Below are 15501 nucleotides of genomic sequence, written 5' to 3' on the forward strand. Positions count from 1 at the left end.
ATCGCGTTGATGCCATCGATGTGGCGAACCTTAGGAGTTCGAGTCAGAGGGGTGTCAGGAGGGGGCGGCTGGCTTCATGCACTTTTCGGCTATGACCCCGAATGTTGCGGCGCAGTAAATGGATGGACTGACTGAGTTCTGTCGTAGTTATGGACAAAACGGCTGAGTCCGCCTGTTTGGTCTTGCAGAGCCTTTTATGGGTCGATCATCGGGACTTATGATCCGTTCCGCGTCGTCGAGCAGCCTTGAGGTGGGGAGTCAAGTTGGTCTTCAAGGCAAGTAAATGCAAGGTTTGGCGTGCATTTCTGTGTTTCGGGTTGGACTGGCCTGTGCGTGCTGGCCGACGCGAAATCGGGCGGTTCAGTGGGTGCATTTCACGCAAAACACTGGATGCAAGGGCGCCCGAACAGTTGTGCTCGGTGCTGTTTTATGGATTTTTGTGTGGAACGCGGGGTGCGCCGATATGGACGAATGGCGGGCCCCGGATGTGGAGAGAGTCACTACCGGGGGCGGTAGTGATGCAGGAGGCGGCAGGCCGAACCGGCTGCCGGACAAGGGGGCGTGGCGCACCGCAGAAGAGCGGGGGCTGCACTCCGGACACAAACAAGACAGGAGACGAGAAGATGCAACGCAGAACTGCTTTGGCGACCGCGCTGGCCTTGGCCGCAGCCGCCTACATGCCCGTACTGAGCGCGGCCGACAAAGGCTTGGTGGGGATCTCGATGCCGACCAAGTCCTCGGCACGCTGGATCGCCGACGGCAACAACATGGTCAAGGTCTTCCAGAGCCGCGGCTACAAGACCGACCTGCAGTACGCAGACGACGACATCCCGAACCAGCTCGCGCAGATCGAGAACATGGTCACCAAGGGCGTCAAGGTGCTGGTGATCGCGTCGATCGACGGCACCACGCTGACCGATGTGCTGCAGAAGGCGCACGACAAGGGCGTCAAGGTCATCGCCTATGACCGCCTGATCAAGAACTCGAAGAACGTCGACTACTACACCACCTTCGACAACTTCCAGGTCGGCGTGATCCAGGCGCAGTCGCTCGAGAACGCGCTGGGTCTGAAGCAGGGCAAGGGCCCATTCAACATCGAGCTGTTTGGCGGCTCGCCGGATGACAACAACGCCTTCTTCTTCTACAACGGCGCGATGTCGGTGTTCGACCCCTACATCAAGAGCGGCAAGCTCGTGGTGCGCTCCAAGCAGATGGGCATGGACAAGGTTTCGACGCTCCGCTGGGACGGCGCTGTTGCGCAGGCGCGCATGGACAACCTGCTGTCGGCCTTCTACACGAAGGACAAAGTCAACGCGGTGCTGTCACCGTATGACGGTCTGTCGATCGGCATCCTCTCCTCCCTGAAGGGTGTTGGCTATGGCACGGCCGGTCAGCCCTGGCCGTACGTCAGCGGCCAGGATGCGGAGATCCCGTCGGTCAAGTCGATCCTGCGCGGCGAGCAGTACTCCACCGTGTTCAAGGACACGCGTGAGCTCGCGAAGGTCACGGCCGACCTGGTCGACGCGGTGCTGCAGGGCAAGCAGCCGGTGATCAACGACACCAAGACCTACAACAACGGCGTGAAGGTCGTGCCGTCCTACCTGCTCAAGCCGGTTGCCGTCGACAAGACCAACTACAAGCAGGTGCTGGTGGATAGCGGCTACTACACCGCCGACCAGCTGAAGTAAGCCGGATGCGGTGCCGCGCGGTGCGGCACCGCTGCGTTTGAAACCGAGTGGGCGGTGCGCCGCACGCCCGGTAATCGGAGGAGCAGAGTGGAATCCATCCTCGAGATGCGCGGCATCACCAAGCGCTTTCCGGGCGTGGTTGCGCTGAAGGACGTGAACCTCGCGGTGCGAGCCGGCGAGATCCACGCGATCGTCGGCGAGAACGGCGCGGGCAAGTCGACGCTGATGAAGGTGCTCAGCGGCGTGTACCCCTACGGCAGCTACGAAGGAACGATCCGCTTCGAAGGGCGGGAACAGCGCTTCGAATCGATCGGCGACAGCGAAGAACAGGGCATCATCATCATCCACCAGGAACTGGCGCTGGTGCCGATGCTGTCGATCGCCGAGAACATCTTTCTTGGCAACGAACAATCACGTCGCGGCATCATCGACGAGGCACAGACACATCGCCGCACGGTCGAGCTGCTCGCGAAAGTAGGGCTCTCGGAGTCGCCGGATACGCCGGTCGGAGACCTGGGCGTCGGCAAGCAGCAGCTGGTTGAGATCGCGAAGGCGCTCTCCAAGCGTGTGAAGCTCCTGATCCTCGACGAACCGACGGCGAGCCTGAACGAGAACGACAGCCAGGCGCTGCTCGACCTGCTGCTGGAGTTCCAGTCGCAAGGCATCACCAGCATCCTGATCTCGCACAAGCTCAACGAAGTCTCGCGCGTCGCCGACACCATCACCGTGCTGCGCGACGGCTCAACGGTCACCTCACTCGACTGCAGCGGCGGGCCTGCCAGCGAGGATGTGATCATCCGCAACATGGTCGGCCGCGAGATGGCCGATCGCTACCCGCCGCGCACGCCGAATATCGGCGATGTCGTGTTCGAGGTGCGTGACTGGACCGTGATGCATCCGCTGCACCGCGAGCGCGAGGTCACCAAGGGTGTCAGCTTGAACGTGCGCCGCGGCGAGATCGTCGGTATCGCCGGCCTGATGGGCGCGGGGCGCACCGAATTTGCAATGAGCCTGTTCGGCCGCTCATACGGCCGGCATGTGAAGGGCAACGCCTTCCTGAAGGGCGCGCAGATCGACGTCAGCAGCGTCGAGCGTGCGGTGCATAACGGTCTGGCCTACGTCACCGAAGACCGCAAGGGCTACGGCCTGGTGCTCGAGAACGAGATCCAGCACAACATCTCGCTGGCACACCTGAAGGGTGTCGCCGCGCGTGGGGTCATCGACGTTGGCCGCGAGTTCTCGGTCGCCACCGAGTACCGCCGCAAGATGCGCATCCGCAGCGCGGACGTGTTTCAGCACGTTGGCAACCTGTCGGGCGGCAACCAGCAGAAGGTCGTGCTCTCGAAGTGGCTGTTCTCGGAGCCCGAAGTGCTGATCCTCGACGAGCCGACTCGCGGCATCGACGTTGGCGCGAAGTTCGAGATCTACAGTCTGATGGCGCAACTGGCGGCCGAGGGCAAATGCATCATCCTGATCTCGTCCGAAATGCCCGAACTGCTGGGCATGAGCGACCGGATCTATGTGATGAATGAAGGTGCTTTCGTGGCCGAAATGCCGGCCGCCGAAGCGAGCCAGGAAAAAATCATGCGGGCCATCGTCACGGCCGGCAAAGAAGGCTGAAGTCGGGAAATGAAAGACATGGATACGATGATGGAAAGTGCGGCACCGGCCGCCAGCCGTGGCAAATCCCTGCTCGGCTTTGTGAAGACCAACCTGCGTGACTACGGCATGCTGTTCTCGCTGGCGGTCATCATGGTGTTCTTCCAGTACATGACCGAAGGCACGCTGCTGCAGCCCCTGAACATCACGAACCTGGTGCTGCAGAACAGCTATATCGTGATCATGGCGCTGGGCATGTTGCTGGTGATCGTTGCCGGGCATATCGACCTCTCGGTCGGTTCCGTTGCAGGTTTCATCGGCGCGCTCGCTGCGGTGCTGATGGTCAATTACCACTGGCACTATCTGCCGGCGGCGCTCGTATGCCTGGGCGTCGGCGCGGTGGTCGGCGGCCTGCAGGGCTACCTCGTAGCCTTCCACAAGATCCCGTCCTTCATCGTCACGCTGGGTGGCATGCTGGTGTTCAAGGGGCTGGCGCTGGCCTTGCTCGCCGGGCAGTCGGTCGGCCCTTTCCCGCCCGAGTTCCAACTGCTGTCTTCGGGGTTCATCCCAGATCCATTTGCTGGTGAAGCGCTACGGCTGACCTCGATGGCGCTCGGCGTTGTCGGTGCGGTAGCGCTGCTTTATACCGGGCTGCGGGCGCGGGCGAACAAGACGCGCTACGGTGCGCAGGTTGAGCCGCTAGGCCTGTTCCTCGCGAAGACCGGCATCTTTGCAGCGGCGATCCTGTTCTTCACCTACCTGCTCTCCAGCTACAAGGGCCTGCCGAACGTGCTGGTGATCATGCTGGCGCTGACGCTGATGTTCGACTTCGTTACCAAGCGCACGACGATCGGTCGCCGCATCTACGCGCTGGGCGGCAACGAGAAGGCCGCACGGCTGTCGGGCATCAAGACCGAACGGCTGTCCTTCCTCGCCTTCGTCAACATGGGCGCGCTTGCGGCGCTCGCCGGCCTGGTCTTCGCTGCGCGGTTGAATACCGCAACGCCGAAGGCGGGCCTGGGTTTCGAGCTCGACGTGATCGCCGCCTGCTTCATCGGCGGCGCGTCGGCCTCCGGCGGGGTGGGCAAGGTCATGGGCGCAGTGATCGGCGCATTCATCATGGGCGTGATGAACAATGGCATGTCCATCCTGGGTATCGGTATCGACTACCAGCAGGTGATCAAAGGCCTGGTGCTGGTCGCCGCCGTGTTCGTCGATGTCTACAACAAGAACAAGTGAGCGCTTGCGATGCATGAGCCGATGCCGGCATCCGCGATGAACTACGGCGACAATGGGGGCAAGCAGCTCAACCCCTTGTTGCCGGGCTATTCCTTCAACCTGTATCTGGTAGCAGGGGTGACCCCGATCATCGAGAACGGGCCGCTGGATTTCTTCATCGACCGCCCGAACGGCATGAAGGGCTTCATCATCAACATGACGGTGAAGGGCGAGGGCAAGGTGGTTGACGGCGATGAATCCTTCATCTGCCGCACTGGCGACCTGCTGCTGTTCTCGCCTGAAACCCCGCACTACTACGGCCGCGCGCCGGGCAGCCCGGACTGGTATCACCGCTGGGTGTACTTCCGTCCGCGTGGCTACTGGGCCAACTGGCTAAAATGGCCACACCCGACGCGACGCGTGGGCAAGCTGAGCCTCGGTTCGCCGGAACTGATCGCCGAGTTCGATGCGCTGTTCCAGGAAATCGACCGCACCCATCGCGGCGAGCGGCGCACGTCGGAAGAGCTCGCGATCAACCTGCTCGAACGGCTGCTGATCCGGGCCTACGAAGAGCGCCCGGAGAATCTCCCCAAGCCGATCGACAGCCGCGTGCAGGCTGCTTGCCAGTTCATCGCCAAGAACCTTGCCGACGACCTGGGGCTGGACGACATTGCGCGGCATGTGTGCCTGTCGCCCTCGCGGCTCGCCCACCTGTTCCGCGAGCAGATGGGCATGAACATCGTGCGCTGGCGCGAAGATCAGCGTGTGTTGTTGGCAAAGCACCTGCTGCAGAGCACGCGCACGCCCGTATCGCGCGTTTCGGAAATCGTTGGCTACGAAGACCAGCTCTACTTCTCGCGCGTGTTCCGAAAACGGGTCGGCATCAGCCCGAGCGGCTATCGCAAGTCCTGCGACACCGAGCCTCATCCGCTGGTCGATCCGCAGTTGATGGCGCCGCTATCGAACTTTGCCTTCGAGGCCTTGCAGAAAGGGATCAGGGGATGACAATCCGCCTCGTGGCGCTTGATCTGGACGGTACGCTGCTCGACAGCCGCTTGCAGATCCGCCCCGAGTCGGTTGCGTCAATCACAGGTTTGCGTGAGCGCGGTGTCGACGTGATGCTGGTGACCGGTCGTCACCACGCCGCAGCGGCCCCTTACCATCGCGCGCTCGGTCTTGAACTACCGGCCATCTGCTGCAACGGCACCTACCTGTACGACTACGCGCGTGGAGAGGCGCTGATGCCGAATCCGTTGTCGCGCACCCAGGCGCTGTTCCTCCTGCGCAAGATTCGCGAGAGCGGCATCCACGCTTTGATGTACATCCGCGATACCATCACCTACGAGCGCATCGAACCCCACCTAGCGCGCTTGCTCAAGTGGATCGAGACGCAGCACCCGTCAGACCGCGCCGCCTTCCAGCAAGTCGCTCGATTCGAGGATGTGGCGGTCACCGCCGACATCGTCTGGAAGTTCGCGCTCACGCATCCGATCGCGGAGCCCTTGGTCGAGCTCGTTGCGGAGGTTCAGCGTGAAATGGGGTTGGCGTGCGAATGGTCAGGCAGCAACCGCGTGGATATCGCGCAAGGCGGCAACAGCAAAGGTGCGCTGCTCGCCCGCTGGCTTGCCGAGAACGCCATCGCCCCTGAAGACGTGATCGCCTTTGGCGATAGCCCCAACGACATCAGCATGCTTGAACTCGCTGGCGTTGGCGTTGCAATGGCGGGCTGCCTGCCAGAAGTCCGCGCGGCCGCAGACTGGCTCGCGGGGCCCAACGATAGCGACACCATCGCCCGCACGCTCGAACGGTTCGTCACCTGACACTCCCGGCTACATGCCCCTCCGCCTAGGCAGCGGAGCCTGAGGCTTATGGGTCAGTTTGATCGCGCTGGTGTGCGTTTTTGGGGCGACGCTCAGGCCTCTGCGTCGGCCCAGCAGTTGGGCGTTTCGTACAGCCGAACCCGAGCGAGCTTCAGCCGACCGGCATACGCGTTGTCAAAATGCGGTGCGAGGGTGTCAAACGCAATTCGTGCCAGATTCTCGGCCGTTGGCACGAGCGCTAGGACGACCGTCTTGTGATCCGGCAGCGATTCCAGAAAGCTGCGGACCGCCGTATCGTCGGCGTGCACCAGGAACGCGTGATCCCAGCGATCGACGATCTCGCGTTTTGCGATGAATTTGACGTCGGAAAAATCCAGCAGCATCCCTTCGTCCGACGACCCCTTGGTACTGATCGGCTCGCCTTGCAGCGTCAGTTCCAGCGTGTAGCGGTGGCCATGCAGATTGCGGCACTGGCTGGCGTGGTGCGGGATTCGATGACCTGCATCGAACTCCAGGCGGCGGGTAATTTTCATGTTCTGCGGTCTTACGGGTGCGTTGGTGCTGCCTGCTGAGTCCGTACCGGAGTCAGCAAAAGAAAACGGCATCCTGCAGGATGCCGTTTTTCATTATGCCGGGAAGTCGGGGCTTAGCCAGCCTTCTTCTTCGCCTTGGCTTCCTTCTTCAGATTCTTCAGCAGATCCGGATCGGCCTGCTTCAAGTACTCGATCACGTCCAGATCATCCTTGCGGATCTTGCCGATGTCGACCTGTTCAACGTGCACCAGACGGAGCAGGGCTTGAACCGGGCGCGGAATGTTGCGACCGCTTTCATAGCGCGAGCCCCCGCTCTGCGTGACGCCGATCTTCGACCAGAACTGGGATTGATTCAGTCCAAGCTTGCGGCGGATCTCGCGAACATCAACCTTGTCGTTAGTACTCTTCATGATGGCAACCTCACTTCGTTTTTTTGCGCTTCCCCGACCGTCGTTATAAAAACGGCCTGCCTTGCGAAGACCGGAAACTGATCGTCCAGTTCCCGAATTATAGATCAATATCTGATTGCCATAGTTCCATATGCCAAGCCATTGTGCGAGCAACTGTTAAACAGTGTCACCCGGGATCTGCGGCGGGCAGGGGAGTTCGTGTACAATCGCGGGTCCTACGCGAAACAGATAAGACGATGGCTCTGATTGTTCAAAAGTACGGCGGCACGTCGGTTGGTACCACTGAGCGTATCAAGAACGTGGCCAAGCGGATCGCCCGCTTCCAGAAGGAAGGTCACCAGCTGGTGATTGTTGTCTCCGCGATGACCGGAGAGACCAACCGCCTGATCGGTCTGGCCAAGGATATTCAGGCCTCACCCGATCCGCGTGAGCTGGACGTGGTCGTGTCGACGGGTGAGCAGGTCACCATCGGATTGCTGTCGATGGCGCTGATGGAGCAGGGCCTCAAGGCGCGCAGCTACACCGGCCCGCAGGTCCGCATCCTGACTGACAACACGCACACCAAGGCGCGCATCCTCAAGATCGACGAGGACCGTATCCGCCAGGATCTGGACGAAGGCCATGTCGTTGTCGTGGCCGGTTTCCAGGGTGTCGACGAGGCCGGCAACATCACGACCTTGGGGCGCGGCGGTTCCGATACCACCGGCGTTGCGCTGGCCGCAGCCCTGCACGCCGATGAATGCCAGATCTACACCGATGTCGACGGCGTCTACACGACCGACCCGCGCATCGTTCCGGAAGCACGCAAGCTTGATCGCATCACCTTCGAAGAGATGCTCGAGATGGCCAGCCTTGGCTCCAAGGTGCTGCAGATCCGCTCTGTCGAATTCGCTGGCAAATACAAAGTCAAACTGCGCGTGCTCTCCAGCTTCCAGGAAGATGGAGAGGGCACGTTGATTACCGTTGAGGAAGATAGCAGCATGGAACAGCCGATCATTTCGGGTATCGCGTTCAACCGTGACGAAGCCAAGCTTACGGTTCTCGGCGTGCCGGACCGTCCCGGTATCGCTTATCAGATTCTCGGCCCGATCGCGGATGCGAACCTGGATGTCGACATGATCATCCAGAACGTCGGCCACGACGGCACCACCGACTTCTCCTTCACCGTCAATCGCAGCGAGTTCGACAAGGCCCGCGGCGTGCTCGAAGAGGTCAAGGCCCATATCGGCGCCCGTGAAGTGGTCGGCGACAAGGGTATCTGCAAGGTGTCTGCCGTAGGCGTTGGCATGCGCTCGCATCCGGGCGTCGCGAGCAAGATGTTCCGCACGCTGGCAGAAGAGGGCATCAACATCCAGATGATCTCGACTTCCGAAATCAAGATTTCTGTCGTGCTCGACGAGAAGTACCTGGAGTTGGCTGTTCGCGTGCTGCACAAGGCTTTCGAGCTGGATCACGCGAACTAAAGTTGTACCGGCGCGATTGACGGCGGAGGTAAAAAACCGCTATAGTCGCGCCTCTTAAGTGCGGAGAGTTGGCCGAGAGGTCGAAGGCACTCCCCTGCTAAGGGAGCATACGGGCTAAAACTCGTATCGAGGGTTCGAATCCCTCACTCTCCGCCAAACAGAAAAATGCAGGTGTTAAAAAAATACTTGCAAAGCGGAATTAGGTAGTCTATAGTTCTGCTCTCGGTTGCACCCGTAGCTCAGCTGGATAGAGTACCTGGCTACGAACCAGGGGGTCGGGCGTTCGAATCGCTCCGGGTGTACCAACTTCTTCAAGCACTTAGCCCAGTCTTCGGACTGGGCTTTTTGCTTTCTGGCCCTCCGGCAGTGTTCTGGTGCCCGTTTGGTGCCCGTATGTCAAAACCTAGGTTCTGAGGGAATGGCGGAGAGTAGCGCTGAGTTTGAACTCCAAGAGTCTGCGGACATGTGCGCACGGGTTCGGCGGGCCGAGTTACTGCAGACCTTCACCGATAATCTGCCTCGGGTGCGGAGACGGCCCGCATTCCAGAAGCTATGGACCGATGAGGCGCTAGCAAAATGGGTTCGTCGCTACCGGTTCGGAGCTGACGCGAGCTGGCTTTCGTCAGATTCAAGACCAGCGGCAAGTCGCATCGTTCGGCGTGTTGCGGAGCTTGTTGGTGACTACATCGCTTTGCAGAGAGGGACTGAGGCGGGATTATGGACTGCCTCTTTAAACAGCTCGGAGAGAGGACCCACGCTGGCTTGAACCGGCCGTTCCGGAGGACTGCTTCCGGCGGGGGGGCTAGCGTTCGTAGTACTTAGCGGTCGTTCGTGGGTTTGCCTCTTGACCGACCGCTTTGGCCGAGGACTTGGTGGCGAGAGGCAATCCGGTCTGACCGCCGTCCTCAGTTTCCCGACGTTCCCGGAACAAGAAGCCGAACGCCTAGATTTGGCCGTCTGGAGATGGTCACGGTCACGGCCAGCAGCTGATGCCAGCGATGACCGCCAAGGTGGCTACCAGTTGCCCGCGCCTGCAGTCAGGTTAGTGCGGATGCTTTGTAGCCTGGGGCTAGCAGGGGTCGATAGCGGCTATCGAGGAGGGGCGCTCCCACGTGCTAATGGTGCTGGCTGATGCGGTCGATGGACGTCTGTTGAGGATCACCTAAAACTGACCCAGCGCGATCATTGAAAATTGACCCACCCTGCAAGGCTACCCGAGGGGGCCTTGGTCTGTGAAAGTCAGTTGTTCCTGCGGTTCGGTTTTTCCTCCTTTTCGTTTCTTGGATGATGCGGCGCGAAGTGCGTCAGCGGTGGTTGTGCTGTGCCGGAAGCGCCAGGAATCGTTGCCCGTCTCCACGATGTGGCAGTGATGGGTGAGGCGATCGAGGAGCGCCGTGGTCATCTTCGCGTCGCCGAACACGGAGCCCCACTCGGAAAAGCTGAGGTTGGTGGTGATCACAACGCTGGTGTGCTCGTAGAGCTTGCTCAGCAGGTGAAATAGCAAGGCGCCACCCGCCTGGCTAAACGGCAGATAGCCGAGCTCATCGAGGATCAGCATGTCGGCGTACATCAGCCGATGCGCGATCTGTCCGGCCTTGCCGGCTGCCTTCTCCTGTTCGAGCGCGTTCACCAACTCAATCGTGGCGTGAAAGCGCACCCGCTTGCCGTGTCGCTGCACCGCTTCCACGCCGAGCGCGGTAGCCAGATGCGTCTTGCCGGTGCCGGGACCGCCAATGAACACCACGTTGTGCGCGGCTTCGGTGAAGGCCGTGGTGTGCAGCGTATCGAAGAGGGCTTGGTCGACGCGTGCGGCCGCAAAATCAAAGCCCGCCCGATCGCGATGCGCCGGGAAGCGCGCCGCACTCATCTGATAGGCGATCGAACGCACCGTGCGTTCGGCCGTTTCAGCTTCGAGCAGTTGTTCGATGAGCGCCTCGGGGCCGAGCGCAGCATGCTGGCAGCGGGCCAGCAGTTCCGGCCAGTTGGCCGCCATGCCATGGAGTTTGAGCGCCTTCAGGCGCATCACAATCGCGTTGCTCATTGCAGCCCTCCGCGCAGTCGGTCGTAGCGATCCACATCGGCCCGCGGCTCCTCGCTGAGGGTCAGCACCAAGGCGGCGGTTGATACATGCTTGGGCGTGCCCTCCTTGAGCCGCGCGAGCACGTTGAGGACATGCTCGGCGCTGGGGCGGCCGGCCTCCAGCGCGAGTTCGGCCGCGACCAGCACGGCGTCGAGCCCATGGATCGGCACGGCCGCGAGCACCTGCGCCATCACGCGATCTCCCCCGGCGTGGCGCAGCAGGTGACGCTGCAGGCGCTGCAGCGCCTCGGGCATGACGCGAAACGGTGCGCCGTTGCGCAACGCACCGGGTTTGGTCTGCACCAGGTCGATGTAGTGACGCCAGTCGTAGCGCGTCTGATCGCGCTCGAAACAGCGCGGATGACGCGCGACTTCGATGCCACCTTCGGCGATCAGCGCGAGCTCTTCCGGATAGATGCGCAGGCTCAACACGGCATTCACGTGTGCGGTCGGCACGCTATAGCGATTGCGCTGGAAATGAATCAGCGCGGTGTGCGAGACGCGTACCGGGTGTTCGATGTAGCCATCGAAACGTTGGGCGAGCGGCAGCAACTGGGCGCGCTCATCCTGCAGCACGTCGGCGACAGTCAGCAGCGGCCAGTCCGGATGCGCAGTGTCTTCCCAGCTCTGGCGACAACGCGAGGCGAGCCAGTCGTTCAGGTGCGCCAGATCCGGCCAGCGCTGCTCGGCCGCCTCGCGCCAGATCGTGCGTCGCTGATCCTGGACGTTCTTCTCGACAATCCCTTTCTCCCAACCGCTGGCGCGGTTGCAGAACTCGGGCTCGAACAGGTAGTGCGAACACATCGCGGCGAAGCGTGCATTCACCGCACGCGCTTTGCCGACGCCGACCTTATCGACAGCCGTTTTCATGTTGTCGTAGATGCCGCGCCGCGGCACACCACCGAAGGCGCCAAACGCGCGTGCATGCGCATCGAACAACATCTCATGGCTCTGGCTCGGGTAGGCGCTAAGCCAGAACGCACGCGAGGCGGCAAGCTTGGTATGCGCGACTTCCAGGCGCCGACGCAGGCCGCCGATGAAGACGTACTCGCAACTCCAGTCGAACTGGAAGGCTTCCCCGAGTTCGAAGGCGAGCGGCACAAACGCCGCACGCCGGGGCGCGGCCGCCTGCGCTTCGCGCCAGCGGCGCACCCATACCACCACGCGCGGGTAGCTGCCGCAATAGCCCAACGCCTGGATCTGCTCGAAAAGCGCTTTGGCCGTACGACGCTCGCGCACCGGTCGATGCGCATCGGCGCGCAGCGCCGCTTCCAATTGCTCGGCCCACGGCGCGACCACGCTGGGGCGCTCGCGCTTCGCGTACCTCGGTTCGGTTACGCCCTCCTGGCGCAACCACTCACGCACGGTGTTGCGCGACAACCCCGTGCGACGACTCACCTCGCGGATGGACAGTCCATCGCGCAAATGCAGCCGCCTGATCTTGGCCAACATGCCCACGCTGATCACTCCTGTTTCCCCCGCTCAGCTCAGAGCGGGACAGTGTCTCTACGTGGGTCAGTTTTCGGCGATCGCGGACCCTATAAGTGGGTCAGTTTTTGGTGATCCTCAACAGCCTTGGCGCGAAGTAATGGCGTTGAAAGGGCTCGCTACGACGCGGGCAAGATGGTGTCCGCAGTGCTTCGCAGAGGACCTCGCGGAAAGCCGTGACCCCTATTTTCGTCTGGGTTGGGACATTGGTGCTGTCACCGCCTGCTATCGCCATCGTGTCGTCTTGGCCGATACCTGTCCAGACTGCGGTCGTGTCGGGACCCGCCACAAGGGTACTTATGTTGTTCCGGGGTGGTGTTGTCACTGTGGTTCATTCTTGGGGACCGGGGAGGCGGGGTGCCGGCCCGCTTCGCCTGAAGAGCTATGGACAGCCCGCCAGGTCGGATTGCTGTTGGCGGAACAAGGCTCGCTTACGCAGACGCCCTCGCGACAGTTTTGGCGCGACGCCGTGGTGGAGGTCATCAGCCGGATGGATAGTGGCAAGAGTGCGGTATTTGCGCGCAGGGTTGGTTTGAGCAAGTCGACCCTCCACCACTGGCTTCAGCAAGATGGCATCCCGACACTGGCGGGTAGCCTTGCCATCGCTGCGCATGCTGGGCTGGCCCTGCCAGCAATGCTCCGAGGCGATTTGTCCGGCTGGACTCCCCCGCAGATGGGGCAGTTAGAGCTTCCGCTTTCGACGAAGGGACACGACAGACGGGGGACGCCTCGCCATCTGGATTGGAATGAAATTCGAATGAGGCTGACTGAGTTTGCTCACTCGCCCAACCCAATCAGCGTCTCGGAAGCAGGGCGCTGTCTCGAAGTTGATGCGCGCCATCTCTATTTGCGTGCAAACCGCGAGGCGCGCGTTTTGGGCGAGCGCTGGAAGGCGCATCTGAGGATGAACGCTGAAGCTAGGCAGGCTCACGCTCGACCCTATGTCGAAGCGGCATGCCGTGCCGTGCTCGACGAAGGTCGGGCCATCAGCCTGCGCGAACTCGAAACGCGTGTCCCCAAACCGATTCTCGCGAGTGTCGATTCACTCTTCGACATGGTTGACGAAGTTCGGGCGACCATTCATCGACAAAGCTAAGTCGGGGGCGTCAGGCCCTCAGTCCTCGGCGGTTCCCTATGAACGCCGCGAAAGCAAAAAAAAGCCGGCAGATTTGCCGGCTTTATTGTTTCCTGCGTCCGACCGTGAGGGCGCTCCCGCGCATGTCACAAAACGTCGGAAAATCAAAATATGTCCCGTCGGAACATCAAGCATAAGGTGGCCAGATGGCCACTTTATGCTTAACGGGACAGCCCTTGTTGCATCTACTTGGATGCTATTTTGGTGGAGGCGGCGGGAATCGAACCCGCGTCCGAAAGCCCTCTACAACTGGATCTACATACTTAGTCGGCCTATTTTGATTTAACCCCGCACTTAGCCGGACGACAGGCCGGTACGAAGCGAGTCACCTTGGATTTAGTTCTGCGCCAAGTAACCCGACGCATCACGATTCTCTGTAAATGACACTGCTGCGGGTTGCCCCGCCTGACCCAGAGACCAATCAGTGCAGTGGTCCAGCCTTAAGCGGCTAGAGCGAAACGCTCGTCGTTGGCGTTTGTGGTTTTCCAGATGGATTTACGAGGTGACTGGTCCTCGGTATGCACCAAGCTGCTTCGCGACCCCCGTCGAGACCAGGTCGCCCCCATGTTCTTGATATTGGGTTCCCGGACGCGTTTTCAAGGCAGCCGGGAAAGTCGCTCATTGTACGTTGATGCTGAACACGACGTCCAATAAAGCTTCCGGTGTCGGCGCGATATGGTCGGCGCCCCACTCATGGATTGCTTCGCCCTCGCCGAGATAGCCCCAGGCAGCGGCGATCGTGCACATCCCTGCGGCTTTCCCTGCCTGAATGTCGCGCAGATCGTCGCCGACGTAAATGCTGTGGGTGGGCGCGACGTTTGCGCGCTCACACGCCATGAGCAGCGGCGCCGGGTGTGGCTTGGGGTGCGCTGCAGAGTCGCCGCTGATGACGCATGCGGCGCGCTGCATGAGGCCCAGTGCGTCGACCAGCGGCTCAGTGAAGCGTGCATGCTTGTTGGTCACGATGCCCCATTTGATGCCGCGCGATTCAAGCGTGGCGAGAACGCCTGGCATGCCATCGAAGAGCCGGGTGTGCCGGCAGATGCCCGCTGCGTAGTGCTTGAGCACGCGCTGCGCGAGTGTCTGGTAATTGGTATCGTCGGGGCCGATGCCGAGTCCGACCCGGAGCAGACCGCGTACGCCCTGGGATGTGACTGGTCGCGTCGCTTCGATCGGAAGCAGGGCGACCCCTTCTTCCTCAAGCACATGGTTAAGCGCTGCGCCGAGGTCCGGCGCGGTGTCGGCCAGCGTGCCGTCCAGATCGAACAGCACGCAGCACGTCGGGGCTTGGGTCATGCGGGTTTGCGGCAGCGGACGAGATAGTTCACATCGGTGTCGCGGCCGAGCGCGTAGACCTTGGTGATCGGGTTGTAGGTCATGCCAATCACTTCTTCGACCTCCAGGCCTGCATCGCGCGCAAAGCGGCTGAGTTCCGACGGTTTGATGAAGCGGGCGTACTCATGCGTGCCGCGCGGCAGCATGCGGAGGATGTATTCCGCGCCAATCACCGCAAAAAGATAGGACTTCGGATTGCGGTTGAGCGTAGAGAAGAAGACGCTGCCGCCTGGTTTTGCAAGGCGCGCCGCCGCGGCGACAGTGCTTGCTGGATCTGGGACGTGCTCCAGCATCTCCATGCAAGTGACGACGTCGAACGATTCGGGTTCCGCCGCTGCAATGTCCTCGGCAGATATCTTGCGATAGTCGACCGTCAGGTTGCTCTCGAACAAATGCAGCCGAGCGACCCCGAGCGCCTTGTCCGAGAGATCGACGCCGGTTACCTGTGCGCCGCGGGCAGCCATGCTTTCGGCGAGGATGCCGCCTCCGCAACCAATATCGATGACTCGCTTTCCCGCTAGGCCGACGTTCTGGTCGATCCAGTCGAGGCGGAGCGGGTTGATCTGGTGCAACGGCTTGAATTCGGACTCGGCATCCCACCAGCGATGTGCAAGCTCGCTGAATTTCTGGAGTTCGGCCGGATCGGCATTCTGCTGGGTGACAGTGGTGTTCATGGTCCTACTGCAAAGGTGGCAGGCAAGGGCGGCATTGTCCGGCGATAAGAGGCGAAAAA

At 61.4% G+C, this 15501-nt stretch carries 13 protein-coding genes, 2 tRNA genes, 1 other RNA gene and 1 pseudogene; 10 read left to right on the forward strand and 7 right to left on the reverse strand.

Features of this window, described 5'->3' with window-relative positions:
• Positions 1–623: 623 nt before the first annotated feature.
• The 5 genes from chvE (at position 624) to JY500_RS08025 (ending at position 6325) form a co-directional block, all read left to right on the forward strand.
• Positions 624–1688, forward strand: a complete 1065-nt coding sequence (gene chvE / locus JY500_RS08005) for a multiple monosaccharide ABC transporter substrate-binding protein (RefSeq protein WP_172203105.1) — start codon at positions 624–626, stop codon at positions 1686–1688.
• Positions 1689–1775: 87 nt separating this feature from the next.
• Complete coding sequence (mmsA, locus tag JY500_RS08010; protein ID WP_281391250.1) at positions 1776–3308, forward strand: multiple monosaccharide ABC transporter ATP-binding protein; 1533 nt, start codon at positions 1776–1778, stop codon at positions 3306–3308.
• A gap of 18 nt (positions 3309–3326) precedes the next feature.
• A complete protein-coding gene (mmsB, locus tag JY500_RS08015; RefSeq protein ID WP_172203162.1) occupies positions 3327–4526 on the forward strand; it encodes a multiple monosaccharide ABC transporter permease in 1200 nt (399 codons plus the stop codon).
• Between the two features lie 9 nt (positions 4527–4535).
• Entirely contained in the window at positions 4536–5510 is a 975-nt protein-coding gene (araC, locus tag JY500_RS08020) for an arabinose operon transcriptional regulator AraC (protein WP_343073453.1), read from the forward strand.
• On the forward strand, positions 5507–6325 hold the full coding sequence (locus tag JY500_RS08025) for a pyridoxal phosphatase (RefSeq protein ID WP_172203104.1): 819 nt from the start codon (positions 5507–5509) through the stop codon (positions 6323–6325). The genes araC and JY500_RS08025 overlap by 4 nt, the downstream gene beginning before the upstream one ends.
• A 92-nt stretch (positions 6326–6417) precedes the next feature.
• Here the strand turns inward: JY500_RS08025 and queD are convergent, their stop codons facing one another.
• Both queD and JY500_RS08035 read right to left on the reverse strand, forming a co-directional pair.
• The gene (gene queD, locus JY500_RS08030; protein ID WP_172203103.1) at positions 6418–6858 is read right to left on the reverse strand and encodes a 6-carboxytetrahydropterin synthase QueD; all 441 of its coding nucleotides are present in this window, start codon (positions 6856–6858) and stop codon (positions 6418–6420) included.
• A gap of 113 nt (positions 6859–6971) precedes the next feature.
• On the reverse strand, positions 6972–7268 hold the full coding sequence (locus JY500_RS08035) for a helix-turn-helix domain-containing protein (RefSeq protein WP_172203102.1): 297 nt from the start codon (positions 7266–7268) through the stop codon (positions 6972–6974).
• 236 nt (positions 7269–7504) lie between these two features.
• Here JY500_RS08035 and JY500_RS08040 point away from each other — a divergent pair, with 236 nt between their 5' ends.
• From JY500_RS08040 to JY500_RS08050, 3 genes are all read left to right on the forward strand, one after another.
• Positions 7505–8731: an aspartate kinase gene (locus JY500_RS08040; RefSeq protein WP_172203101.1), complete on the forward strand. Its 1227-nt coding sequence runs from the start codon at positions 7505–7507 to the stop codon at positions 8729–8731.
• Between the two features lie 62 nt (positions 8732–8793).
• Positions 8794–8887: transfer RNA gene (locus JY500_RS08045), tRNA-Ser, on the forward strand.
• 72 nt (positions 8888–8959) lie between these two features.
• Positions 8960–9036 (forward strand) — tRNA-Arg (locus tag JY500_RS08050).
• Between the two features lie 905 nt (positions 9037–9941).
• On the opposite strand, the gene istB is transcribed toward JY500_RS08050, so the two are convergent.
• Positions 9942–10772, reverse strand: a complete 831-nt coding sequence (gene istB, locus JY500_RS08055; RefSeq protein ID WP_206252475.1) for an IS21-like element helper ATPase IstB — start codon at positions 10770–10772, stop codon at positions 9942–9944.
• The gene (istA, locus tag JY500_RS08060; protein WP_206252477.1) at positions 10769–12268 is read right to left on the reverse strand and encodes an IS21 family transposase; all 1500 of its coding nucleotides are present in this window, start codon (positions 12266–12268) and stop codon (positions 10769–10771) included. The genes istB and istA overlap by 4 nt, the downstream gene beginning before the upstream one ends.
• Before the next feature lie 130 nt (positions 12269–12398).
• Here istA and JY500_RS22405 point away from each other — a divergent pair.
• Positions 12399–12533: pseudogene (locus JY500_RS22405) on the forward strand (TniQ family protein); the annotation flags it as partial.
• Between the two features lie 177 nt (positions 12534–12710).
• On the forward strand, positions 12711–13394 hold the full coding sequence (locus tag JY500_RS22120) for a hypothetical protein (protein ID WP_246479832.1): 684 nt from the start codon (positions 12711–12713) through the stop codon (positions 13392–13394).
• 241 nt (positions 13395–13635) lie between these two features.
• Here JY500_RS22120 and ssrA read toward each other — a convergent pair.
• From ssrA to ubiG, 3 genes are all read right to left on the reverse strand, one after another.
• Positions 13636–13997, reverse strand: a transfer-messenger RNA (tmRNA) gene (gene ssrA / locus JY500_RS08070).
• Positions 13998–14051: 54 nt separating this feature from the next.
• Complete coding sequence (gene gph, locus JY500_RS08075) at positions 14052–14729, reverse strand: phosphoglycolate phosphatase (RefSeq protein ID WP_206255947.1); 678 nt, start codon at positions 14727–14729, stop codon at positions 14052–14054.
• Positions 14726–15442 carry a bifunctional 2-polyprenyl-6-hydroxyphenol methylase/3-demethylubiquinol 3-O-methyltransferase UbiG gene (ubiG, locus tag JY500_RS08080; RefSeq protein ID WP_206255949.1) on the reverse strand — a complete coding sequence of 239 codons (717 nt, stop codon included), beginning with the start codon at positions 15440–15442 and terminating at the stop codon, positions 14726–14728. The genes gph and ubiG overlap by 4 nt, the downstream gene beginning before the upstream one ends.
• Positions 15443–15501: the final 59 nt, after the last annotated feature.

This window comes from Niveibacterium microcysteis (assembly GCF_017161445.1).
Classification (GTDB): domain Bacteria; phylum Pseudomonadota; class Gammaproteobacteria; order Burkholderiales; family Rhodocyclaceae; genus Niveibacterium; species Niveibacterium microcysteis.

What these genes read in the sequence shown, in the direction of transcription:
- chvE (WP_172203105.1), top strand. Translation starts at nt 624, where the DNA reads ATGCAACGCAGAACTGCTTTGGCGACCGCGCTGGCCTTGGCCGCAGCC.
- mmsB (WP_172203162.1), top strand. Translation starts at nt 3,327, where the DNA reads ATGGATACGATGATGGAAAGTGCGGCACCGGCCGCCAGCCGTGGCAAA.
- araC (WP_343073453.1), top strand. Translation starts at nt 4,536, where the DNA reads ATGCATGAGCCGATGCCGGCATCCGCGATGAACTACGGCGACAATGGG.
- JY500_RS08025 (WP_172203104.1), top strand. Translation starts at nt 5,507, where the DNA reads ATGACAATCCGCCTCGTGGCGCTTGATCTGGACGGTACGCTGCTCGAC.
- queD (WP_172203103.1), bottom strand. Translation starts at nt 6,858, where the DNA reads ATGAAAATTACCCGCCGCCTGGAGTTCGATGCAGGTCATCGAATCCCG.
- JY500_RS08035 (WP_172203102.1), bottom strand. Translation starts at nt 7,268, where the DNA reads ATGAAGAGTACTAACGACAAGGTTGATGTTCGCGAGATCCGCCGCAAG.
- JY500_RS08040 (WP_172203101.1), top strand. Translation starts at nt 7,505, where the DNA reads ATGGCTCTGATTGTTCAAAAGTACGGCGGCACGTCGGTTGGTACCACT.
- istB (WP_206252475.1), bottom strand. Translation starts at nt 10,772, where the DNA reads ATGAGCAACGCGATTGTGATGCGCCTGAAGGCGCTCAAACTCCATGGC.
- gph (WP_206255947.1), bottom strand. Translation starts at nt 14,729, where the DNA reads ATGACCCAAGCCCCGACGTGCTGCGTGCTGTTCGATCTGGACGGCACG.
- ubiG (WP_206255949.1), bottom strand. Translation starts at nt 15,442, where the DNA reads ATGAACACCACTGTCACCCAGCAGAATGCCGATCCGGCCGAACTCCAG.